This is a genomic window from Accumulibacter sp. (assembly GCF_029255285.1).
Taxonomy (GTDB): domain Bacteria; phylum Pseudomonadota; class Gammaproteobacteria; order Burkholderiales; family Rhodocyclaceae; genus Accumulibacter.
Window position 1 is genome coordinate 34330 of the sequence record NZ_JAPUVI010000021.1, and the last position, 23681, is coordinate 58010.

Genomic DNA, 23681 nt, shown 5'->3' on the forward strand with positions numbered 1-23681 from the left:
ACGATTATAGCCGGCGCCCTGGTCCGTCTGACCCGCGCGCGGCAGGCGTCAATCGTCGGCTCAGGGCAGTCGCGGACTTGCGAAGCGTTCGTCACTGGTCAGCGCAGTGAGAAAAGCGACGAGCTGAGCAATTTCCTTTTCCGAAAGCCGGCGGTCGATGAGCAGCGGACTCTTGTGCGGATCCGCCTTGCCGCCGCTCGCCATGTAGCGCACCGCGTCGTCGAGGCTGGCGACGCTGCCGTCGTGGAAGTACGGACCGGAGATGGCGACCGAGCGCAGCGTCGGCGTCTTGAATGCCGACCGGTCGGCGGCCTCCTGGGTCACCGTGTAGCGCCCGGGATCGGGCGAGGCCTTGCCGGCCTCGAGGCCGACGTTGTGGAACAGGCCGTCGCTGTAGAGCGGCGGTTTGTGGCAGGCGGCGCAGCCGGCCTTGCCGGAAAACAGTTCGGAGCCGGCCAGCGCGTCGGCCGAAACGGCCGCCGGATCGCCGGCCATGTAACGATCCCATGGCGACTCCCCGCTGTTCAAGGTGCGCAGGAAAGCGGCCAGCGCCTGGGCAATGTTTTCGGCGCTGGGTGCGGCGCCGAAAACCTGCCGGAAACCGGCCTGGTAGCCCGGAACGGCAGCGATGACGGCAGCCGCCTTGACCTGGTCGGCGCCGATCTGCGCCTTCCAGGCGGCGGTGATCTGGCCTTCGAGCGTCTTCGCCCGGCCGTCCCAGTACCAGGCGTTGTAATAGCCGGTGTTATAGACGGTCGGCGTATGGCGCGTATTCATGCCGCCGCCAGCCTTGCGCGACAGCGGCTGCGCGTCGGCCCAGCCGAGGTGGCGGAAGTGGCAGCTCTGGCAGGCCATGCTGCCGTCGCCCGACAGCCGCGGGTCGAAGAAGAGCTGCTTGCCGAGCGCCGCTTTGGCCGGTGTCGTCGGATTGTCCACCGGGTCGGGCGGCGCCGGGAGTGCCGACGAGCGCGCATATCCGGCGCCGTCGTGCGGTATCGTCATGCACGCGATCAGCCCGGCGGAAAGGCCGGCCACGACGAGCCAGCGTCTGGATCTCCATTTCATCTCGTTTGCTCCTCGGTTGTCAGCGACGCCATAGGGTAACAGCGATCACTTCGGCGAGGGAAATCGGCCCGCCGTCAAGCGCGCGGCCGCCAGGCGGGGTCAAGGCGCCAGCACGCCATCGACGAAGACCGCCTGTTCGCGGACGTAGGATGCCCGGTAGTGATTGTCGTCCTTGTAGACCGGTTTGGCGTCCGGCGTAAAGGCTCGGCACCGGTTTTCCGGGCACAGGTGCGCCGCCGGATCGATCAGCACGGCTCCCGCCGCCGTGGCAACCGCGGCCAGGCGAGCGTGCAACGCCGCCTGTCCTTGGTCCCACGGGATGCGCTCCTGAAACGGCTTCACCGTCAAGCTCGTCAAGCGGCTGCCGGTAAAGAAGTTCCTCGGTTCGAACGGCCGACCGCTGGGATTGTCGAGGACGAAAAACACCTTCTTGTCGCGCGTGAGCGTTTTCAGAAATGCCGAGATGCGGCCGATTTCGCTCTCGAGGTCGATATCGCCGCCATACTGCGGGTTCGCTCCAAGGAAATAGAGGTTCCAGGCGCCGCCGACGACGACGCGGTCGATCGCCGGATCGGCCGCCAGCCGTTCGACCTCCTGCCGGAAAGCGGTGCATCTTTCGACGTGGTAGACGTTCACCTGGGCGCTGCCGGGAATCGGCGAACATCCAGGGCTGGTGAGAAAGAGCACGGTTGGGTAGCGGGTGGGGTCTCGCTCGAGCAGCGCGACGACGCGCGGCGAGTATTGCTGCAGATGCGAGTCGCCGATGAACAGGACGTTCCGTTCGCCCGCTTTTCGGGATCTGACCGACACGCCATTGAACGAGCTCTTGTCGAAGCCGGCCGGATACTCCCAGTCCTGAATCGCTTCGAGGATGAGTCCGATGTTCCGGTCGTCGTTTCTGGGCCGCACCCACTCCGCGTAAGTCGCCAAACCCGCTAGCAGGAGAAAGCCCATCGTCGCCGCGAGAACGACGGCACTTCGTCTTCCGCCCGTCCGGATCGGCTTCTCGACGTAGAGGTAGGTCAGATAGGCGAGCACGAAGGAGGCGGCGACCAGAATCGCCCGGCTGCTGCTCGGCGGCATCTTGCCGCGGGCGATCCAGGCGAACGACAGGAGCAGCCAGTGCCAGAGATAGAGCGGGTAACTGATCAGCCCGACCCAGACCATTCCTCGACTGCTCAGGAACTTGCGGTTCAACCAGGCGTTCGGCCCGGCGCCAATGATCAGGAAGGTTCCGAGCGTCGGCAACAAGGCCCACCAGCCGGGAAAAGCGGACTTCTTGTCGAGCAGTGCGACCGCCACCAGAATCATGATCAGGCCGGCCGCCGATCGCCAGTCGGCGCGTCGAGTGGGGTGGGCGGGCGGGTGCAGGCTGAGGTAGGCGAGAATGCCGCCCGTCATCAGTTCCCAGAAGCGCGACCAGGGAGCGTAGAAAGCGGCTACCGCGTCGGCGCCCACGGTCAGGATGTTCGCCGCGAAGGAGGCGATCGCGATCGCGATGGTGATCGCCAGGAAACCGGTTCGCCGACGCCACACCAGAGCCAGCAGGAGCGGCCAGACGATGTAGAACTGCTCCTCGATTCCCAGCGACCATAAATGGAGCAAGGGTTTGGTGTAGGCATCGCTGTCGAAGTAGCCGGCCTCGCTCCAGAGGACGAAGTTGGCCACGAAACCGGCCCCGGCAGCAATGTGTAGTCCCAGTTGCTGCTGTTCGTCCACCAGAAGCATGTACCAGCCGATCGCCCAGCCGGTCGCCAATACGATGGCGAGAGCCGGGAAAATCCGGCGTACCCGCCTGGCGTAAAACTCCTGAAAGCTGAAACTGTTGTTTTCCAGGCTACCGAAAATGATCGTGCTGATGAGAAAGCCGGAAACCACGAAAAAAATGTCGACGCCGACGAAACCGCCGGGCAGGGCTTTCGGAAAGGCGTGAAAGGCCACCACCAGGAGCACTCCCAGGGCGCGTAGTCCGTCGATGTCGGGACGATAACGTGGGTGAACCAGGTGCAGCGACGCGGGCTCGTTGATGGTTTGGCTCGCTTGGGCAGTGGGCATTTGTCAAGACCGTGGAACAAGTGACGGGTCGTGAAGGACGGCAGGACCGGCGGCTGTCGCAGCGTTCGCTCTGTCGCCTCGGGCAGGTTTCAGGCGCCGGGCGCGCGGCGCAAGCGCGACCAGCGCTTCATTGCCGGATCAAGGTTCGATTGATCAGCACGCAGTCCATCTCGATGACCGAGAGGTCTTCGTTCCGGCTCACCGGATAGAGACCGCTGGGAACGAATCCCTTGGCCTCGTAGAGGCGCAGCACGTCGAGATAATGCGGCGCCTGGGCGTAGATCGGCAGCAAGGACAGCTCGGAAAGCAGGCCGACGATGCGGTCGAGGGAGTTTTGCGCGCCTTCGAACACCTGGAGATCGTAGCCCTGGGTGTCCATTTTCAGAAGAAATCTCGCCTGCCGAGCGAGATCGCCGCGCGCCAGGAAATTGTCGAGGGTATCCATGACAATGGTTTCGCGATGGCTGACTTCGATGTTCGGAAAGGCCGCCTTGCCAAACTCGTTCGGGCTGAGCAGCGAGCAGAGATCCGACGATCGCGTGATGTTGATAGTCTCCTCACCGACCTTGTTGCCGAGCGCCGTGTTGAACACCGCCCAGTCAGGATCGCCTTGCGACACCTGGCGCAGGTGTTGGTAAGTCGTGCTCACCGGTTCGAAGGAATAGATCTTGCCGGCGAATCCTTCCTTCCGCATGAGAAGGGCAAACTGCCCGTCGTTGGCGCCCACATCGATGATCGCGTCGATCGCGTGCCGGCGGACGAGGTTCCTGAGGTGCGCGCCAAGGGACGGGTGCCGTTTTCGCCTGACGAGTTCGTAACCCAGTGACCGGGCGAGCGAGTAGATCAACTTCATGCCGAAAGGCTCCAGATCGCGGTGCCCGGTATGATACTGGATGGCGCGCGGCGCACGATGCGCCGCGCGCAAAGATTCGGCCCCCGACCGGGCGTCTCGGTCCCGGTCCGCCCGGCGGCTAGCGGTGTCGCATGCCGCTGCCGCGCGCCATCGCTTCGTTGACGCGCAGCGGCTTGCCGTGCAAATCCTTGCCGTCGAGAGCGGCGATGGCGGCCAGCGAATGCGCTTTGCCGGGCATTTCGACGAAGCCGAAGCCCTTCGAGACGCCGCTGAACATCTCGCGCATCACCTGCACCGATTTCACCTGGCCGAAGGCCTTGAACAGGTCGCCGAGTTCTGTTTCGGTCGTTTCCGACGCCAGATTGCCCACGAAGATATTCATTGCCGACTCCTGATCAAAGGTTGTGAAGAAGAAAGGGGATGGCCGGAGAGGTTCAACCGCCGCGCCGCGCCGGGCTGCGAAAGAGTGCCGGTAGCGGCGCGGCGCTGTCCGTCCGGCTGCGTTGCGGCGGGCGTGGGCCGGTCGGCGGCGCTACGGGTTTGGCACGCGGCGCGGCCACTGTGCCCGAGCGCGCCGCCGCGTTTGCCGCGCTGCGCGTCGTGCCGTCGTGAGCCGTGCCGGAGTGGGCGCCGCCGCCGCGCCGGCCCGGGGCGCCGCGAGCCGCGGCCTGCGCCGCTGCGGCAACGGCCGCCGGTACCGGCTGGCCGGGCTCGAAACCGGGCACGATCTGGCTGTCGATGCGGCGCGTGAGCAGTCTTTCGATGGCCGCCAGGAGCGGTCTTTCTTCGGCCGAAACCAGAGAAATCGCTTCGCCGGTACTGCCGGCACGGCCGGTGCGCCCGATGCGGTGCACATAGTCTTCCGCCACCTGCGGCAGCTCGAAGTTGACGACGTGCGGCAATTCCTCGATGTCGAGACCGCGCGCTGCGAGGTCGGTAGCCACGAGGACGCGTATCGTGCCGGCCTTGAAGCCGGCGAGGGCGCACGTGCGCGCCGGCTGGCTCTTGTTGCCGTGGATCGCGGTGGCTTCGATGCCGGCCTTGCACAACTGTTCCGCCAGGCGGTTGGCGCCGCTCTTCATGCGCGTGAATACAAGAACTTGCCGCCAGTCGCCGGACGCCACGAGGTGTGTCAGCAGATCGCGTTTGCGCCAGCCATCGACCGGGTGCACGCGCTGCGCGACGAGGTCGGATTCGGCGTTGCGACGCGCCACCTCGACCATTGCCGGTGCGTGCAGCAGACCGTCGGCGAGTTGGCGAATCTCGTTCGAGAAGGTTGCCGAGAACAGCAGGTTCTGGCGCTTCGCCGGCAATAGCGCGAGGATGCGGCGGATGTCGCGGATGAAGCCCATGTCGAGCATGCGGTCGGCCTCGTCGAGGACGAGAATCTCCACCTCCGCCAGGCTCACCGTCTTCTGCTGCAGGTGATCGAGCAGGCGGCCAGGAGTCGCCACCAGGATATCGACGCCACGCCGCAGCGCGTCGATCTGTGGATTGATATTGACGCCGCCGTAAACCAGCGTCGATTTGAGCGGCAGATACTTGCCGTAGGTGCGCACGCTCTCTTCGATCTGCGCCGCGAGTTCGCGCGTCGGCGTGAGGATCAGCGCCCGCACCGGCCGGCGCGGCGCCGGCGCGGCGCCTGCCATCAGGCGTTGCAGCAGCGGCAGCGTGAAGCCAGCGGTCTTGCCGGTGCCGGTTTGCGCGCCGGCGAGGACGTCGCGGCCGGCGAGGATGGCTGGAATGGCTTGTGTTTGCACAGGGGTGGGCTGGCTGTAGCCTTGATCGTCGACGGCGCGGGTCAGCTCGGCCGACAGGCCGAGCAGGGCAAACGGATGGGACAAGATGAATCTCCTGTGAACGACCTGCTGCGGCGTGACGCCGTCAGAGCCGGTTCAGGCGGGTACGGCGATTGGGAAGGAGGCTGCGGCGCGCCGCTACCGGAGAGAATACGAGCACACGGTGAGATCGAACTGAAGGCCGGATGAACTACGGTTCGATTCCGCAGGGGACTATACACGCTTTCGCAAGAGCAGGCCCCGGAATTTCGGACACTAGGACAAGCGGCGGCCCTGTCCCAACCAACGACCGCCTTGTCAGCCGCAACGGAAGCGTGGTCTTGCGGCCCGCTCTCGAACCCGTCCGGCGGCAAGGACTTCCCCGCCAGAGGTTCGGGGCTAGCGCCTGACGTTCTCGGCTGAGGAAAGGCCTTCCCGCACCTGCGGCGCTTGCCACTTCACCGAGCACGGGGAGAAGGAGCAGGTGACAACACCTGATCGTTCTCCCTATGCGACTGAAAACCGTTGGCCGCCGCACGGCGGCTAACAGTCATTTGCGGCGACTTCAGTGAAGAGCGTCCTGTATCGACTTGAACTGACGCACCCACGGTTGGTCTACACGCAGTTCAGCCGGCAGTGCGACAATGGCGGCGCGCGCTTGGGCGACGGTATTGAACTCACCGAAGAACAGGTTGTAGTGCTCGCGCTGGTCGTGCCGGGTAACGGAGAAGGCCAGCGAGTGCCGCTTCAGATGTTCCATGTTGCGCTCGATGAAGCGCGCCATGTCGGCCTGGCTTGGGGACATCACCAACTGCACGGTGAAAGCCCTGGGGTTTTGCTGCCGTAACCACTGGCTGTCATGGATTACTGCCGCTCCCGCGCTGCCCCCCCGCATCCGGAGCATAGCGGCGCGCAGTTCGCCGAGGCTTTTCTCCAGCTCGGAAAGCTTGTCCGAGACCTGCTCAACGCGTGTTTGCTGCCGCGCATCGGCTTCCCGCCGAGCCGCGTCGCCCGCCGAAAGAGCGGCTATCTGTCCACTCACTTCGGCGATTCGAGCCTCGTTCTGGGCAATCGCCGATTCATTGTTCGCGGGAGCGAAGGCCGGCACCCACTTGACCAAGGCGAAGCCCGCCAGGGTCATCAGCAGCAAGCTGGCGATGGCCAGATGGGTCCACTTGAATCTTTCGCGGGTGGCCGCCTGATGGGTCACCAGCACGGCGGCGAGCTCGGCGATGGCCGTGTCCAAGCGTTGCGTCTCCGACCGCAAGACACTGACCAGACTCTGCAAGGTCTGAAACTCGGCATAGTGCTCGCGCTGCAAGGCACTCAAACCCTCGACCCGCGCCTCGACGATCGCGTGTTGCTTCTCGGTCTGCTCACGAACCGCTTCGATGCGGCTCTTGTTGCCGCGTGTCGCGGTATCCAGCAACTCGTAAGTGACGTCAAACTGGTCGAGACGCAAGCGTTGCTCGGCGATGATTCGCTCCTGCGCCTTGAAGAGACGGTCCAGCGCACCGATGCCGGCATCGAGCCGCGCCAGGTCGGCATTGACGCGTGCGCTGTCGTTGGCGAGTCGGGTGTCCCAGCGCTGCTCCGTGTCGACCAGCCAGGCGTGAGTTTCTCCCCGGAGCGCATTCACTTTTTGTTCCGCGGCGGTGGCCTGTTCAGCCAATGACTGGCTCTGTTGCTGCAAATCACCGCCCAGCCGATGCAGCTCGCTCGAGATCTCGCCGCCGGACTGGCGAAGCTCGGCCAGCGCGCCGTCGATACGGCGATTGTTCTCGGCGTATCGAGCCGTCAGTTCGTCGTAGTCGCGCAACACACGGTCAAGCTGCGCGTTGATCTCCTTTGGCGTGAAACGTGAATCATGCGCCCGCGAGAGTTCCAGCAGCCCGGCCATCACCGGTTCGATGTCGGGAGTCAAGGTCTCCAGCGTGTCCAGCGGCTCGCTTGACAGCATGGCCGGGACGGTCTCGGGCGGCGCATCCTTCGGAAGTGCCATTTCTGCGGTCTTGGTCATGGTTGGCCTCCTCTATCGTGGTTTCACAGGTTTGCGTGCGGATTGTAGCAGCGCATCCATAACACATCGTATAGAAGTTGAGCGACTGCCAGGAGCTTGACCGCTCAGCGCGCTCCTTGTTTCTCCGCCGTCGTCATCGCTTGCGCTTCACACCGGAGTTGGCAAGTACACGCTTTCGCAAGCCGGTCTGGAGTTCAGGCGAGCTTTCTCAGATAGGCGGGAGCGAATTCGACGACGAAGTCCCAGAACGCGGCGAGGGCCGGTGTCTGATGCTTGGCCCGGTGGCGAACGATGTGCCAGCGCCGGATGACCGGCGTTCCTTCGACGCTCAAAATGGCGAGGCGCCCGGCGCGGAGCTCGAGCCCGAGCGTGTGTTGCGAGATGAAGCTGATTCCCAGGCCGGCGATGACCGCCTGCTTGATCGCTTCGTTGCTTCCCATCTCCATGCCGACCGTTGGTTTGAGTGGCTGTTCGAGGAAGAACTCCTCCATGGCCGAGCGCGTTCCCGAACCGGTTTCGCGGACGATCAGCGTCTCCCCGGCCAGTTCTTCGACCGCGACACTAGGCTGCCGACTGAGTGGATGCCCGGCGCTGGCGATGATGACCAGCGGGTGAGGGGCAAAGGCGACGGCAGTGGCATCGAGTTCGGCAGGCGGGCGACCCATGATCGCCAGGTCGACCTCGTTACCGACCAGTAGGCGGGTTACCGTGTCGCGGTTGTCGATCAGGAGTCGGATACGAACGTCGGCCTGGACTTTGCGAAACTCGGCCAGCAACCCAGGGGCGAAATACTCGGCGGTGCTTGCCACAGCCACGGCCAGGCGGCCGCCGCGCAAGCCCTTGAGGGCAAGCAGAGCTTCGTCTGCTTCCTTCAACGAGCGCAGGATCTGGCGGGCGTGCTCGAGAAGGATTTCACCCGCCTCGGTCAAGAAGACTCGTTTGCCGATCCGCTCGAACAGCAGGCTACCCGACACCTCTTCAAGCTGCTTGATCTGCAGCGAAATGGCGGCGTGCGTCAGATGAAGCTTCTCGGCTGCGCGCGCAAACGAGAGATGGCTTGCGGCAACCGAAAAGATTTGCAGCTGACGGATGGTAGCGTTTCTCATCAGTTAATTTTTACTAAACAATAAATATAGCATGTTTAACTATACCTTTTGTATCTGGCCGCTAGAATCTGATCCGTTACCTGACGCACGTTATTTCCTTTTCCGGAGTCTCGTCATGCTATGCGGACGTACCAATTTAACAAGTTCCTGATCGAAGAACAGCGTCGGAATCCGGCCCTGGCCGGCGATTTCTCGATGCTCATCAGCGACGTCGTACGCTCCTGCAAGGCGATTGCCCAAGGCGTTTCACGCGGTTCGCTGGCCGGTGTGCTGGGCGATCAGGGCAGCGAGAACGTGCAGGGCGAAGCTCAGAAGAAGCTCGACGTGCTGGCCAATCAGGCATTCATTCACCATTGCGAGTGGGGTGGCCATCTGGCCGCGATGGCCTCCGAAGAAATGGACGACATCTATCCGATTCCGGCCAGCAACCCGCGCGGCAAATACCTGCTGGTCTTCGACCCGCTCGACGGTTCGTCGAACATCGACGTCAACCTGTCGGTAGGCAGCATCTTTTCCGTCTTGCGCTGCCCGGACAACGGCGACGGCAAGACGCCGACAGCGGCGGATTTTCTGCAGCCCGGCAAGTGCCAGGTGGCCGCCGGCTATGCTCTCTACGGGCCGTCGGCGATGCTCGTGTTGACGGTGGGCAACGGTACCCACGGTTTCACCCTTGATCGAAATATCGGCGAATTTCTGCTGACGCATCCGAATCTGGTCATTGCGCCGGAAACTCGCGAATTTGCCATCAACGCCTCAAACGAGCGCTTCTGGGAAAAGCCGGTGCAGCGCTACGTCGCCGAGTGCCTGGCCGGCAGGACCGGCGTTCGCGAGAAGGACTTCAATATGCGCTGGGTAGCGTCCATGGTCGCCGAGGTGCACCGAATTTTGATGCGTGGCGGCGTCTTCCTCTATCCGCGCGACAGCAAGGATCTGGGCAAACCCGGGCGTTTGCGCTTGATGTACGAAGCCAACCCGATGGCGATGATCGTCGAGCAAGCCGGCGGCTTGGCGTCTACCGGTCGCGAACGCATTCTCGACGTGCAACCGACCGGCCTCCACCAGCGGGTACCGGTGATTCTCGGGTCGCACGCCGAAGTCGAGCGCATCGAGCGCTACCACCGGGAATACGAAAACGGTGAAGATCAGCCGTTCCGGTCGCCGCTTTTCTCGACCCGCACCCTGTTTCGCGACGATTGAGTAGCACCATACGAACGAACGATCATTTTCCTTAGCCACGGAGAACACAGCATGTCGATCAAGAATCCCGTCATCGCGATCACCGGCTCGTCGGGCGCCGGAACGACATCGGTGACGCGTGCTTTTCAACACATCTTCCGGCGCGAGCAACTCAACGCGGCGATCATCGAAGGCGACAGCTTTCACCGCTACGATCGCCTCGCGATGCGTGACCGCATGGCCGAGCAGAGCCTCGCCGGTGACCACCATTTCAGCCACTTCGGTCCCGAAGCCAACCTCCTGGCCGAACTCGAAGCCTTGTTTCGCGAGTATGGCGAAACCGGCCGCGGCCGCAGCCGCCATTATGTGCACGATGATCTCGAAGCGGAGAAATATGGCGCGCCGCCGGGCACCTTCACCGAGTGGGCCGATCTGCCGGCGGACACCGACCTGCTGTTCTACGAAGGTCTGCACGGCGGATTGAAAACCGAATCGGTCGACATCGGTCGCCACGTCGATCTGTGCGTCGGCGTCGTACCGATCATCAATCTGGAGTGGATCCAGAAGCTGCATCGCGACAAGGCGCAACGGGGCTACTCGACGGAAGCGGTGATGGACACGATCCTGCGTCGGATGCCCGACTACATCCACTACATCTGCCCGCAGTTTTCCCGCACGCATGTCAATTTCCAGCGCGTGCCGACGGTCGACACCTCCAACCCATTCGTCGCCGACGACATTCCGTCGCAGGACGAAAGCATGCTGGTGATCCGTTTCGCCAACCCGCGCGGGATCGACTTCCCTTACTTGCTGAGCATGCTGCACGACTCTTTCATGTCGCGACCGAACATTATCGTCTGTCCTGGCGGCAAGATGGGTCTGGCCATGCAGATCATCTTCACGCCGATGATCATGCAGTTGATGGACAGAAAACGGCGCGCGCGCTGAAGACCTCCGTCGCCCTCGCCTGCCAGAGAAGCGTTCCGCCACACCACGAAGGAGAGCTAAGTGCCAACCGAGTCCCGCAAATTCCGCCGCCGCTGCGCCAACGCGCTGCGTTTTCTCGCCATCGACGCGGTCGAAGCCGCTCGCTCCGGCCACCCGGGAATGCCGATGGGCATGGCGGATATTGCCGAGGTTCTCTGGCGCCATCATCTGAAGCACAATCCGGCCAATCCCGGCTGGGTTGACCGAGACCGATTTGTGCTCTCCAACGGCCACGGGTCGATGCTGATCTACGCCCTGCTGAACCTCTCCGGCTACGATCTGCCGATCGAGGAACTCAAACGTTTCCGCCAGCTTCACTCGAAGACACCGGGGCACCCCGAGCTGGGAGTAACGCCGGGCATCGAGACGACCACCGGTCCGCTCGGCCAGGGTCTCGCCAATGCGGTCGGAATGGCTCTTGCCGAACGCCTGCTTGGCGAAACCTTCAACCGGCCCGGGCACCGGATCGTCGACCACTACACTTATGCCTTCGTCGGCGATGGCTGCCTGATGGAAGGGATTTCGCACGAGGCCTGTTCGCTGGCCGGCCGCCTGTCGCTGTCCAAGCTGATCGTCTTCTACGACGACAACGACATCTCGATCGACGGGCATGTGCAACCGTGGTTCGCTGACAACACGGCGAAGCGCTTCGAGGCCTACGGCTGGCGTGTCGTGCCACACTGCGACGGTCACGACGCCGATTCGATCGAGGCGGCAATCCGCCTGGCCAGGACGCCGACCGGGCGGCCAACGCTGATCTGCTGCAAAACGATGATCGGCTTTGGTTCGCCGAACAAAGGTGGGACGCATGAGGTCCACGGTGCGCCGCTCGGGGCCGGCGAGATCGCCAACACCCGTCGCCAGCTCGAGTGGCCGTTCGCCGCTTTCGAGATCCCGGCCGAGGTCCGTGGCGCGTGGGACGCGAGAGCCCGCGGCGCTGCCGCCGAGGAAGCCTGGACGAACGGTTTCGCCGCCTATCGTGCCGCTTACCCCGAACTGGCGGCCGAATTCGAGCGCCGCACGCGTGGCGATCTACCGACCGACTGGACGTCGCGTGCGGCGGATCTGCTGGAAAACGTGCTGACCCAAGGCAACGCGCTAGCGACACGCAAGGCGTCGCAGAATGTCATCGAAGCGGTGGCGCCTGTACTGCCCGAACTGCTCGGTGGCTCAGCCGACCTCACCGGGTCGAATCTCACCGACTGGAGCGGCAGCCGACCGGCCAACCGCGAACCGGGCGGCAACTACGTTCACTATGGGGTACGCGAATTCGGCATGACGGCTATCGCCAACGGAATTGCCTTGCACGGCGGTTTCATTCCCTATGGCGGAACTTTTCTGGTCTTCTCCGACTACGCGCGCAGTGCCATTCGAATGGCTGCGCTGATGAAGCTGCGGCAATTGATGGTCTATACGCATGACTCGATCGGTCTTGGCGAAGATGGCCCGACGCACCAGCCGATCGAGCACGCGGCGTCGCTGCGCCTGATTCCCGGTCTGGACGTTTGGCGTCCGGCCGATGCGCTCGAGACGGCCGTCGCCTGGGTAGCGGCGCTGGAACGGCAGGACGGCCCCTCCTGCTTCCTGCTGTCGCGCCAGAACCTGCCAGCGCTGGCCAGGACGCGCGAACAGATTGCCAGCGTCCGGCTCGGTGGCTACGTCCTGCGCGAAGCCGAGGGGAAGGCGCCGGACGTCGTGCTGCTCGCCACCGGATCGGAAGTCAGCCTGGCACTGGACGCGCAAACCCTTCTCCAGCAGCAGGGCATCGCCGCCCGGGTGGTGTCGATGCCCTGCCCCTGCGGCTTCGACCGGCAGCCACCGGCTTACCGACAGCAGATCCTGCCGACCGCACTGCCGATCGTCGCCATCGAAGCAGGACATCCGGACCTTTGGTGGAAGTATGTCGGCAGCCGCGGGGCAGTGGTGGGTATCGACCGCTTCGGAGAATCCGCTCCGGCGAGCACACTCTACGAATTCTTCGCTATCGATGTGGCGAGCATCGTGGCGCAGGCCCGGCGGCTGTTGGCTTCGGCACCGCCGGAACCGGGCGGGCTGGCGCACGCCAAGGACCAGCCGCCGGTGGCCAGTGCCGTGTCGGCTCCCCGGCCATGAATGCCGAACCGTTTTTCGACCGGCCAGCCGGCACGCCGCGGGCGCTCTACAGAGCTGGCAGTTTGGCCGGGTCGGACAGTTTCTCGAGTGCTTTGGCGAGTTCCGGGATGGTCAACTTCTCATCGTAAATGCCGGCACTGACCTGAATACCGGTGGTAAAGGAAATGTCGGCCGCCAGGGCGTACGAAAGCTTACGCGACAGCTTTCCTGCCCCCGGTTTCTGCCACATGTATTCCACCCAGCCACCGCCCGCTTCATTGCCGACCTTGCAGAGTTCCCTGAAGATGTACTTTCCCGAGTTGTCGGTGATCTGCATGATCGGCTGACCGACCAGATCGGGGCGCAAGGGGTGGGCCATCATCCGGTTCCGGCGGCAGTCGTAAACGAATACGTAGCTATCCTTCCACACCCACTTGCCATCTTTGTTGTTGAATTCGGCATAGCCGGCCGACCCTTTTTCGTGCAGAAACCTGGCCGCAGCACGCACATTATTGACCGCCTCTTCGGCATTCGCCGCCTCTTCCGCCGCCACTGCCGGGCCGATCAGGCCGCAAACGGCCAGTGTCGCGATCAATGCACTCGCTTTCCGTTGTTTCATGGAATCATACTCCTTCAGAACTTGCTGACAGATGTACGCCCCCGCCGCGCTGCCGGTCAGACTTGTTGGCATGCCGGGTGGGACGGACGCTAGGCGATCCAGGGTTTGCCGACTGGCAGAATGTCCCGACCGAAAACGTCCGCATATATGATATGTGCCATGATGTACCAGGCCATCGCTGCGGTAAGCATCAGCTCGTAGCCGGCGACGACGGTCAGATCCGGATAGCCGAAATGCGCCAGATCAAGCAAGACGAAGCCGATCAGGAGCAAGGTGAAAGTCAGCGCCAAAGCACCGTGGACGCGCAACGAGCCGATCCAGAGGATGACCGTGAATAGGGTCCAGGCAACCAGGAACCAGCCGACGTCCGTCTTGCTCGACGTGTAGAGGTTGTAATGGTTGCCAATCAGGAGCAGGGCCAAGGCGATCCAAAAGCAACCGTAGGCAGTGAAGGCGCAATATCCGAAGTTGTTCCCCGTTTTCATTTCCTGCAATCCGGCGATCATCTGGGCCAAACCGCCAAAAATCAGCCCCAGCCAGATTACCGGTCCCATTCCCATCCACCCGACGTTATGAAACTGCAAGACCATCGTCGTCAGGCCAAAACCGGCCAGACCGACAACCGCCGGGTTACCCAGCTTTTGCTCCGCCATCATTACCCCCTATGGACTATATGAGCGGGTGGGAGGCAAGCCCATCCGCGGAAAAAACTTCTCCGTCTGTCAACGTCACGACGCGCTTTGTCACGACGCGCTTTGTCACGACGCGCTTTGGTCAGCCATTATACCATTGCCCTGGCCGACGAGCAAAACCACTGCCTGGAGATTGTCCATCAATAAATCATCAATACCAAGAAATCATCTTTTTATACAATATATTGAAAAATACACAAATATACTTAACTTGTCATTCGCATCAACTTTCAGCAATTCCGTCGGGAACCTTCCGGAGAGGGCGGGAGCCACCTCGTCAGACGGCGAACTGATTGACCGATTTTTCCATGCGCTCGACAATCGCACGCAAGCGATCGACCAGGACGTCGGTTTCGGCGACCACCGAAACGTTTTGTTCGGTCATTGCTGCCACCTGCTCGACGTTCTGCGCAAGTTGCGTCATCGCTGCCTGCTGCTCCATCGAGGCGTGCGAGATCTCATCGACGCGCTGAATGGTGTCGTCCATTTCGTTCCGGATTCTTTGCAACGCTTCCTGCGAGGAATGGACCAGGTCCACACCTTCGCCGACCTGGGCGGCGCCGGCCCGCATGCCGCCGACGGCGAGTTTCGTTTCGTTCTGAATGATGCCGATCATGCTGCTGATCTCCTGGGTAGCTTTCCCGGTACGTTCTGCCAGCTTGCGCACCTCATCGGCCACCACCGCAAATCCGCGTCCCTGTTCGCCCGCGCGCGCCGCCTCGATGGCGGCGTTGAGCGCCAGCAGGTTGGTCTGGTCGGCGATCTCCTTGATGACCGCCGCGATCTGGCTGATCTCGGCGGAGCGTTGGCCAAGCGTCTCGACCTGTTCCGCCGATACCTTGACCGTCTCCGAAAGCGACAGGATCGCTTCGCAAGCCTGCTCGGAGCGTTCGAAGCCCTCGCGCGAGACCTTGCCGGTCTGACGCGCGACTTCGCGCGTCGAGCGCGCGTTCTCGGCAACTTCGCCGATCGACGCCGTAACCTGTTCGACCGCCGCCGCAGCCGAAGCGGTCGCCTCGCTTTGCTTGCGCGCCGCCTGGTGCACCTGCCGGACACCGTCGCCGACCTGCAGCGTCGAACTACCGACCTGCGTCGCGATATCGGCCATCCCCTGCACCGTCGCCCGGACGGAAGAGACGAAGCTGTCGGTTTTACGGATCACCCCGCCGACGATGTCGCCACGCGGCGACTGGATGCGCTGCTTGAGATTGCCCGTCGTTAGGAGGCCATCAACCCAGCTGGCGAAAGCACCCAGGTCACGATTGACGCGCGGCGCGTAGTAAAGGACGAAAAACAGGCCGTAGAGGACGATGACGATGGCCAGGATGTCGAGCGCCATCTCGAATCCACCACCCGCAAAGGGGCTGACCGCCAGACGCAGGGCGGCACCGGCAAGTGCCGCGACGCCGATGCCGGTAAGCTGGACGGGGAGTGCGAACAGCCGGTCGATCATCGCCACGGCACGACGATCGGCGATTCGGCCATGATCGATGCCCAGGCTCTTGTCACCACTACGGATCCTCTTGTAAGCGGCGGCGGCGGCCTCGATCTCTTCGCGGCTCGGCCGGCTGCGCACCGATTGGTAGCCGACCACCTGACCGCGCTCACGTACCGGTGAGACATTGGCGAGAACCCAGTAGAAGCCGCCGTCCTGGCGTCGGTTCTTGACGACGCCGCACCACGGGCGACCCGCTTTCAGGTCGCGCCAGAGGTCGGCAAACGCTTCTTCCGGCATGTCCGGATGCCGCACCAGATTGTGCGGCTGGCCAATCATTTCCTCGCGTGTAAACCCACTGACCTTGGCGAAAGCCTCGTTGGCCTCGACGATGATTCCTTTGAGGTCGGTTCGCGAATAGATGAACTCGTTGTCCGGCAGAACGGTTTCGACCTGGTTCACCGGAAGGTTCTGGCGCATGATCTTGTCCTCGGCGTGGAATGATGACGGCGCCAATCATAGCCAATCGGTGCTTCTTAGGCGACCTTTCCGTACCCTGCCGGGCGAAATGCGAGAAGCAGGTAGCGCCCCATTCCTGGCTCAGCCCACCCCTGCTTTGGTAGAATGCGCCTTTGCCCCGGTAGCGCCACGCCCAATGACACGCAAGATCCTGGTCACCTCTGCCCTGCCGTATGCCAACGGTGCAATCCATCTCGGTCACCTGGTCGAGTACATTCAGACGGACATCTGGGTGCGTTTCCAGAAGATGCGTGGCCATACCTGCTGGTACGTCTGCGCCGACGACACCCACGGCACGCCCGTCATGTTGCGTGCCGAAAAGGAAGGTATTTCCCCGGAGGTGCTGATCGAACGGGTTCATCGTGAGCACGCGCGCGACTTCGCCGGTTTCCACGTCGGGTTCGACAATTACTACACCACCCATTCCGACGAGACTCGCGATTGTGCCAACGAGATTTATTCCCGGCTACAGGCCGCCGGGCTGATCGAGACGCGGGTCATCGAGCAGTATTACGACCCGGTGAAGCAGATGTTCCTGCCCGATCGCTTCATCAAGGGGGAGTGTCCGAAGTGCAGTGCCGCCGACCAGTATGGCGACAATTGTGAAAACTGCGGCTCGGCCTACACGGCGAACGAACTGAAGAACCCCTATTCGGCGGTTTCCGGCGCCCGACCGGAGCTGCGTCAATCCGAACACTATTTCTTTCGGCTCTCGGATCCGCGGTGCCAGAGTTTTCTGCGTGACTGGACGCAGGCCGAAGGCCGCCTGCAAACCGAAGCCGCCAACAAGCTTCAAGAGTGGCTCGGCGGCGAGGGCGAGAATCGCCTGACCGACTGGGATATTTCGCGTGACGCACCGTACTTCGGCTTCGAAATTCCGGGGGCTCCCGGCAAGTACTTCTACGTCTGGCTGGACGCGCCAATCGGCTACATGGGCGCCTTCCGCAACCTGTGTCTCAGGAAGGGACTGGATTTCGACGAGTACTGGCGGCCGAACTCGGCGACCGAGCTCTACCACTTCATCGGCAAGGACATACTCTACTTTCACGCCCTGTTCTGGCCGGCGGAACTCGAACATGCCGGTTATCGCACGCCGAGCAAGATATTTGCCCATGGATTCCTGACCGTCGACGGCGCCAAGATGTCCAAGTCGCGCGGCACTTTCATCACTGCCGAAAGCTACCTTGCACAGGGTCTCGACCCCGAATGGCTGCGCTATTACTACGCCGCCAAGCTGTCGAGCTCGATGGAAGACATCGACCTCAATCTCGAGGACTTCATCGCGCGAGTCAATTCGGACATGGTCGGCAAGTTCGTGAACATCGCCAGTCGTTCGGCGGGCTTCATCCATCAGCGTTTCGCCGGTCAGCTTTGTACCTGCGACGACTCGTTGCCCGCCATCCAGGCCATTCGCGAGCGGCGCGGGCTGATCGCCGAACATTACGAAGCACGCGACTTCGGCAAGGCGATACGCGAGATCATGGCGCTGACCGATCTCGCAAACCAGTACGTCGACAGCGTCAAGCCCTGGGACCTGGCGCGGCAGCCGGAGCGCACCGGCGATTTGCAAGTGGCATGCACCAACGCGCTCAACCTGTTCCGACTGTTTGCCATTCTGCTCAAACCCGTCCTGCCGGCGCTCAGCGCACGGGCAGAAGCCTTCCTCAACGTCGCGCCGCTGGTCTGGGACGACTCGGCGACGGTTCTCGCAGCCGGACACGCGATCAACACCTACCAGCACTTGATGACGCGCGTCGACCGCAAGCTGGTGACGGCCCTGATCGAGGCTAACCGCGAGTCGCTGGCCGCCGTCCCGCAGGCAGGGCCGCAGAAGACGACCGCCGAGCCGCCGGAGACAGCGGCAGCGGGAACCGCCAGCGGGCCGCAGGTCAGCCTTCAGGACTTCATGACGGTCGATCTGCGGATCGCCCGTATCAGCGACGCGGCTCCGGTCGATGGTGCCGACAAGCTGCTTCGCCTGTCGCTCGATGTCGGTCCCTTGGGCAGCCGGCAGGTTTTTGCCGGCCTCAAGGCAGCCTACGATCCGGCAACGTTGGTCGGCCGGCTCACGGTGCTGGTCGCCAACCTCGCGCCGCGCAAGATGAAGTTCGGCCTGTCCGAGGGCATGGTGCTGGCGGCATCGGATGCCGACGGCGAGGTGCCGGGGATCTTCCTGCTCGCGCCCGATACCGGCGCCCAGCCAGGAATGCGTGTCAAGTAAGGGACGACATGGGTCAACGCTCGCGTCCACGCGTTACGCCGCGCGTGATGTTCTATGCGCTGTGCGACGTCGCCGGCATGCTCATCCTGGCCAGCGGCGCGATGTGGCTGGCGCGCGGAAAAACGCTCTTCATTCCCGGCTTCCCGACCGGCGCGGCGAGCGCCGTGCTCACCGTCGTCGCCGGAATCGCGCTGATGGTTTGGGCGGTAGCCGGCATTCTGCGCGAGTTGATCCAGCGCCCGGCGAACGCCGACACCGAGCATCCCTGAAGCGGCCGCCTGACCGCAGGTCGGCGGGCGACGTTCCCGCCCGGCTTCCCGTAGTCACCGCAGTTCCATCGCGGCGTAGAGTTATCGCGCCCCGGCATTGCCCGGTGCGTACAGGCCAAGCATGGCGAAACGCAGGTAGTCGAATCGCGTCTGCAGCCATAGACCCGGACGCCGGCAACGCAGGAGCATCCAAGCCGCGCCGCACAGCGAAACACAGCGACGAGCGACATCAGCACGTCGGCCAACAGCGGACGATGTTGGCGATAATGGCGAGGGTCATTCGGCAAGTCCTGGCCTGACGTGATTCCGTCAGTCCTCGATCAGCAGTTCATCCGGCCGCAAGATCAGGTAGTGTGCGTCCCGACCTTCTGCTCGACTGCCGTCGTCGCTGACCATCACAATGCGTTGTCGGCCCTCGATGAGCGCCGCAGTGATCCCCTCGGCGCGTCCGAAACCGGCCAGACCGGCGACGCTGACGCGACGCGGGCGCCACTCCGGGTCGCCATTCCAGAACCACAGTTCGAAGGGCCGTGGCTGGCGCGCCACTGGGCCACCGATCAGCAGGTAGCCGGCGAGGAAGGGCACGTAGGACATGCCACGAATACCGTTGCCACCGAGATCGAGCGCCACCAACTCGCTGGCGATGCGGGGCTCGGCATCGTCGTCGAACACAGCGCACGGATTGTCGAGGCTGGCGACGATCGCCTGGCCGCCGAGCAAGGGGCTGCGCAAGCCGATCAGCAGGCGGCGCTGGTCAGCGCTCATGGCCAGCCCCTCAATGTTCAAACCGCCGTCCTTCTTGACTTGGCGCTTCTCGGCGGCAATCGCCAGCAGCGGATGCGCGGCGGTCAAGGCGCGCTTCAGACTGCCGACGACCTTCGGCTGGTGAACGCTGTCGCCTTTGATGCGAAAGCGTACCAGTCGCTCCCTCGATTTGTGCTCCTCGCCGTCGCTGTCGCGTGAATGCGAGGTGATGGCGTAAATGTGGCCGGCCTGGTCACCGGTGACGCCTTCGAGGTCATCGAGTTTCCAGAAGCCGTCGTCGCCCCATGACCAGAACGGAGCTTGGAGCTCCCGGCGACTGACCCCGCCCGCCGTGATGCGCAGCAAACTCAGCGCGTGCTGTACTTCGTCTTCGACCACGATGAAGCGGCCGTCGGCGAGCTGGTGTATGCCCGACGGCTCGCATACGCCGGTCAGCGGCCGAAAACCAGTAGTCCCAGGTTGCACCACGTCGGCGTTCTCCGATACATGACGACGTTCAGCAACGTCTAAGTGCCTACAGGTTGCAGAACAGCATGTCGAACTCGACATCGTTGTCACAATGACGCGGCCGGTGATCGCTGTCGGGACGGGTGAAGCGGATATTCAGTGCGTACTTGTTGGCGCTGATTTCGGGGATGTACGGGTCGTGCAGCTTCAGCGAAATGCGTACCATCTGCGAACTGCTGGCGCCCAGCATCAACTGGAAGGCGCCACCGCTCGCCACGTGGTGTTCCGGACGCCCGCTGGCACGCAACAGGCGAAGTACGATGGTCAACGCGTCGCGCAGTGGAAGGAGGGGCTGCAGCCAGCCGAGCAGCGCGTCGCGCCGCAGTTCGGGAGACTGATGTCGCCAGTAGTGGTAGGACGGCAAATCGAACTCGCAAACCCCACCGGGAATGCCGGCGCGGCTCTTTATGCTCATCAGCCAATCGTTGTCACGCAGATGCTGGCCGATCTTGCCGGTCATGCCAAGCAAAGCGGCGGAAGCGTGTTCGATCTCGTACAGAGCGCCGGAAAGAGCTTCTTCGGAGATGTCCGGATTGTTGCGGAAAACCAACAAGCTTTGGCGCTGACGTTCGAGTTCCTGGATCAGATCCATTTTCAGATCGGCCCGCCCCGCCACGTCGAGGATCTCGAACAAGGTCAGAAGCACCACATGATGCTCCTGCGATCCGTCCCGCTCCATGAAACCGCCGGCCTTCTGGAATAGATCCTCGAGACGCAACAGCGTGCGAATGCGTTCGTTGAAAGGATATTCGTAGGTGATCACACGGCCGCCAGCGTGAGGAACGGGGGTTTTCGATAATTCTGAATCATTTGCAGTAAAACCTCAACGGCCAGCATGAAGTTGGCTACTCGCCAGTTCGAGATACTTCCGGTGCAGGTGATCGACCTGTGGCGTCAGCGCGGCCAATTCGCCGTCGTTTAACACAAGGTCGTCGGCCGCTGCCCGCCGCTCCGCCCGTGACGCCTGCGTCGCCATGATCGCCCGCACCTCCTCGGCGGCAAGTTGACTGCGCGCCATGACGCGGGCGATTTGTACATCCTCGTCGCAATCGACGACCAGCACCCGATCGGTACGCCGACGATAGCCAGTCGATTCGATCAGCAAGGGGACGACCAACAGCACGTAGGGCGCGACGGCCGCCGCACACCGGGCCGCGCTCTGCTGCCTTATGAGCGGATGGAGGATGGCCTCCAGGACCGCCTTCGCCGATGGATCGGCAAAAACAAGACGGCGCATGGCGATCCGATCCAGGCCGCCGTCGGCCCGCCGGACGGCATCGCCAAACGCCGCCACGATCGGGGGCATGGCGACACCTTGCGGCGCAGTGAGCTCGTGGGCAATCGCGTCGGTATCGACCAGTGCGGCACCGCGCCGGGAAAACAGCTCGGCGACCGTGCTCTTGCCACTGCCGATGCCGCCGGTCAGACCAACGATGAAGTTCATGGCGTGGGCTCGTTTTTTACTTTGCAGGCGGTCGGGCTGGCCTTCGGCAAGAGCGTGCCCAGCGCCTGGCGCAGCGCTTCGGCGTCGGCTTCGGGAGCGCGGATTTCGAAGGTGTTGACCGGCTTGCCCTTGCGCTCGCCGACGCGGGCGGACTTCACTCCCTTGGCGCGCAGCGCCTCGAGTCGCGTATTGGCGGCCGCCTCGCTACGGTAGGTGCCGAGCGAAATGGCCAGTTGGTTGGCGCCACCGGTGACGACGAAGAATTCCTGCACACCCAACTGCTCAAGTTCGGCCGCTTTTCGAGACGCCTCATCCTTGCTCGCCAGCGGCGGCACGTATACCCAATAGCCGGTAACCTCGGCGGTCGAGCGACGAGTCGCCTTGAAAGCGGCAAACTGTTCGCCCAAGAGCCGCTCGACCTGGTCGGCGTCGGCATTGGCCAGATCGGTCAGCGACAGGCAGATCTCGCCGTTGCCATTGCCATTTCTCTTCTCGATCGCCGCGTCGGCCTCGTTCTTGCGGCTCATCGCACGCGGCGACTCGCCGTGCGAGACGACCCGCAACTGCTCGGGTAGCAACTGCTGCGCAATACGCTGCGCATCTGGATCGGCCGGCTTGCCGAGGTAACCCTGCGCCCAGGCGAAAAGCAGCAGATTGGCAAACAGCAGAAGATAGACGGCAGGACGTAGCAAGGCAGTCATCCGATCTTCGGCAGATGCTCCAGCGAAGCCCGTATCGCTTCTGCCGGATACTCGAAATCCTCGAGTTCACCGGCGAAATACCGGTCGTAGGCCGCCATGTCGAAGTGCCCGTGACCGGTCAGGTTGAAGAAGATCGTTCGTGCCTCACCGCTCTGCCGGCAACGCAGCGCCTCGTCGATCGCGGCGCGGATCGCGTGGTTGGACTCGGGAGCAGGAATGACTCCCTCGGCGCGGGCGAACGTCACGCCGGCTTCGAAGGTCGCCAGCTGAGTGACCGCCACCGCCTCGATCAGTCCCTCGTGGTAAAGCTGCGAGACGAGCGGCGAATCGCCGTGGTAACGCAGACCGCCGGCATGAATGCCCGGCGGCATGAAATCATGTCCGAGGGTATACATTTTCATCAGCGGCGTGAAGCCCGAGGCGTCGCCGAAGTCATAGGCGTACGCACCCTTGGTCAGCGTCGGGCAGGACGTCGGTTCGACGGCGACCAGCCGTGTCGGTCGGCCGTTTCGTCCACCGGCCGCGTTGTCGGCGACGAAAGGAAAAGCCACGCCGGCAAACGACGAGCCACCGCCGCAGGGAGCAAAGACCACGTCCGGCCAGTCGCCTGCCTTCTCGAACTGCTTCTTCGCTTCCTGCCCGATGATCGTCTGATGCAACGCGACGTGATTGAGCACGGAACCAAGGGCATAACTCGTATCGGCCCGCGACGCCGCCTCCTCGACCGCCTCCGAAATGGCGATTCCCAGCGACCCCTGGTTGTCCGGATCCTTGGCCAGAAGCTCACGGCCGCACTGCGTCACGTTCGACGGACTGGCAAACACCTCCGCCCCCCAAGTCTGCATCATCGAGCGCCGGAAGGGTTTCTGCTGGTAGCTGATCTTGACCATGTAGACGCGAACCTCGAGGCCGAACATCTGACCGGCAAAGGCCATCGAACAGCCCCACTGCCCGGCTCCGGTTTCCGTCGTGATGCGCTTGATCCCGGCCTGCTGGTTGTAGTAAGCCTGAGGTACCGCGGTATTCGGCTTGTGCGAACCGGCCGGTGAAACGCCTTCGTACTTGTAGTAGATCCGAGCCGGCGTGCCGAGCACTTCTTCCAGCCGCCGGGCACGAATCAGTGGCGAAGGGCGCCATAGCCGATAGACCTCGCGCACCGCTTCGGGAATCGGGATCCAACGCTCGACCGACATTTCCTGCTCGAGAATCGCCGGCGGAAAAATCACCCCCATCTGTTCCGGAGATACCGGTTGGTAGTCTGGGCCAAGCGGCGGCAACGGCGGGTTGGGCATGTCGGCAACGACGTTGTACCAGTGGGTCGGGATCTCGGATTGTTCGAGCGTGATACGGAGCGATTCCACGCAGCCTCCCTGAGTGT

20 protein-coding genes are annotated in these 23681 nt (G+C 63.1%); 5 read left to right on the forward strand and 15 right to left on the reverse strand.

Features of this window, described 5'->3' with window-relative positions:
- Positions 1-60 precede the first annotated feature (60 nt).
- The 7 genes from Q1M07_RS01275 to Q1M07_RS01305 all read right to left on the reverse strand — a co-directional run bounded on the left by Q1M07_RS01275 (position 61) and on the right by Q1M07_RS01305 (position 8877).
- Positions 61-1065 carry a cytochrome c peroxidase gene (locus Q1M07_RS01275; RefSeq protein WP_300449518.1) on the reverse strand — a complete coding sequence of 335 codons (1005 nt, stop codon included), beginning with the start codon at positions 1063-1065 and terminating at the stop codon, positions 61-63.
- A 99-nt stretch (positions 1066-1164) separates the two neighbouring features.
- On the reverse strand, positions 1165-3120 hold the full coding sequence (locus Q1M07_RS01280) for an acyltransferase family protein (RefSeq protein ID WP_300449521.1): 1956 nt from the start codon (positions 3118-3120) through the stop codon (positions 1165-1167).
- Between the two features lie 127 nt (positions 3121-3247).
- Positions 3248-3973 carry an FkbM family methyltransferase gene (locus tag Q1M07_RS01285; RefSeq protein ID WP_300449524.1) on the reverse strand — a complete coding sequence of 242 codons (726 nt, stop codon included), beginning with the start codon at positions 3971-3973 and terminating at the stop codon, positions 3248-3250.
- A gap of 118 nt (positions 3974-4091) precedes the next feature.
- Positions 4092-4355 carry an RNA-binding protein gene (locus Q1M07_RS01290; protein WP_300449527.1) on the reverse strand — a complete coding sequence of 88 codons (264 nt, stop codon included), beginning with the start codon at positions 4353-4355 and terminating at the stop codon, positions 4092-4094.
- Positions 4356-4407: 52 nt separating this feature from the next.
- Complete coding sequence (locus Q1M07_RS01295) at positions 4408-5817, reverse strand: DEAD/DEAH box helicase (RefSeq protein ID WP_300449530.1); 1410 nt, start codon at positions 5815-5817, stop codon at positions 4408-4410.
- 499 nt (positions 5818-6316) lie between these two features.
- The gene (locus tag Q1M07_RS01300; protein ID WP_300449533.1) at positions 6317-7771 is read right to left on the reverse strand and encodes a hypothetical protein; all 1455 of its coding nucleotides are present in this window, start codon (positions 7769-7771) and stop codon (positions 6317-6319) included.
- 194 nt (positions 7772-7965) lie between these two features.
- Complete coding sequence (locus Q1M07_RS01305; RefSeq protein WP_300449536.1) at positions 7966-8877, reverse strand: LysR family transcriptional regulator; 912 nt, start codon at positions 8875-8877, stop codon at positions 7966-7968.
- Positions 8878-8997: 120 nt separating this feature from the next.
- On the opposite strand from Q1M07_RS01305, the gene Q1M07_RS01310 reads away from it, so the two are divergent.
- Genes Q1M07_RS01310 through tkt form a run of 3 tightly spaced genes read left to right on the forward strand, consistent with a single transcriptional unit; the run spans position 8998 to position 13152 of the window.
- Entirely contained in the window at positions 8998-10074 is a 1077-nt protein-coding gene (locus Q1M07_RS01310) for a class 1 fructose-bisphosphatase (protein ID WP_300449539.1), read from the forward strand.
- A 51-nt stretch (positions 10075-10125) separates the two neighbouring features.
- Positions 10126-11001, forward strand: coding sequence for a phosphoribulokinase (locus tag Q1M07_RS01315; protein ID WP_300449542.1), 876 nt, complete (start codon positions 10126-10128; stop codon positions 10999-11001).
- Positions 11002-11061: 60 nt separating this feature from the next.
- The gene (gene tkt / locus Q1M07_RS01320) at positions 11062-13152 is read left to right on the forward strand and encodes a transketolase (protein WP_300449545.1); all 2091 of its coding nucleotides are present in this window, start codon (positions 11062-11064) and stop codon (positions 13150-13152) included.
- A gap of 46 nt (positions 13153-13198) precedes the next feature.
- Here the strand turns inward: tkt and Q1M07_RS01325 are convergent, their stop codons facing one another.
- From Q1M07_RS01325 to Q1M07_RS01335, 3 genes are all read right to left on the reverse strand, one after another.
- Positions 13199-13750 (reverse strand): cache domain-containing protein, encoded by a 552-nt coding sequence (locus Q1M07_RS01325; RefSeq protein WP_300449548.1) that lies wholly within the window; start codon positions 13748-13750, stop codon positions 13199-13201.
- Positions 13751-13839: 89 nt separating this feature from the next.
- On the reverse strand, positions 13840-14403 hold the full coding sequence (locus Q1M07_RS01330; protein WP_300449551.1) for an acetate uptake transporter: 564 nt from the start codon (positions 14401-14403) through the stop codon (positions 13840-13842).
- 316 nt (positions 14404-14719) lie between these two features.
- A complete protein-coding gene (locus Q1M07_RS01335; RefSeq protein ID WP_300449554.1) occupies positions 14720-16357 on the reverse strand; it encodes a methyl-accepting chemotaxis protein in 1638 nt (545 codons plus the stop codon).
- A gap of 175 nt (positions 16358-16532) precedes the next feature.
- Between Q1M07_RS01335 and metG the strand changes: the two genes are divergently transcribed.
- Together metG and Q1M07_RS01345 are read left to right on the forward strand one after the other, a co-directional pair.
- The gene (metG, locus tag Q1M07_RS01340) at positions 16533-18617 is read left to right on the forward strand and encodes a methionine--tRNA ligase (protein WP_300449557.1); all 2085 of its coding nucleotides are present in this window, start codon (positions 16533-16535) and stop codon (positions 18615-18617) included.
- 8 nt (positions 18618-18625) lie between these two features.
- Positions 18626-18886, forward strand: coding sequence for a hypothetical protein (locus Q1M07_RS01345; RefSeq protein ID WP_300449560.1), 261 nt, complete (start codon positions 18626-18628; stop codon positions 18884-18886).
- A 309-nt stretch (positions 18887-19195) separates the two neighbouring features.
- Here Q1M07_RS01345 and Q1M07_RS01350 read toward each other — a convergent pair whose 3' ends face one another.
- From Q1M07_RS01350 to Q1M07_RS01370, 5 genes are read right to left on the reverse strand one after another with little or no spacing between them, the layout of a single operon-like run.
- Positions 19196-20119, reverse strand: coding sequence for a DUF3616 domain-containing protein (locus Q1M07_RS01350; protein ID WP_300449562.1), 924 nt, complete (start codon positions 20117-20119; stop codon positions 19196-19198).
- Between the two features lie 46 nt (positions 20120-20165).
- Positions 20166-20921, reverse strand: a complete 756-nt coding sequence (gene zapD, locus Q1M07_RS01355) for a cell division protein ZapD (protein ID WP_300449564.1) — start codon at positions 20919-20921, stop codon at positions 20166-20168.
- Positions 20922-20981: 60 nt separating this feature from the next.
- The gene (gene coaE, locus Q1M07_RS01360) at positions 20982-21602 is read right to left on the reverse strand and encodes a dephospho-CoA kinase (RefSeq protein WP_300449566.1); all 621 of its coding nucleotides are present in this window, start codon (positions 21600-21602) and stop codon (positions 20982-20984) included.
- Complete coding sequence (locus Q1M07_RS01365; RefSeq protein ID WP_300449569.1) at positions 21599-22303, reverse strand: SPOR domain-containing protein; 705 nt, start codon at positions 22301-22303, stop codon at positions 21599-21601. Before Q1M07_RS01365 ends, coaE begins: the two co-directional genes overlap by 4 nt.
- Complete coding sequence (locus Q1M07_RS01370) at positions 22300-23664, reverse strand: TrpB-like pyridoxal phosphate-dependent enzyme (protein WP_300449571.1); 1365 nt, start codon at positions 23662-23664, stop codon at positions 22300-22302. The genes Q1M07_RS01365 and Q1M07_RS01370 overlap by 4 nt, the downstream gene beginning before the upstream one ends.
- Positions 23665-23681: the final 17 nt, after the last annotated feature.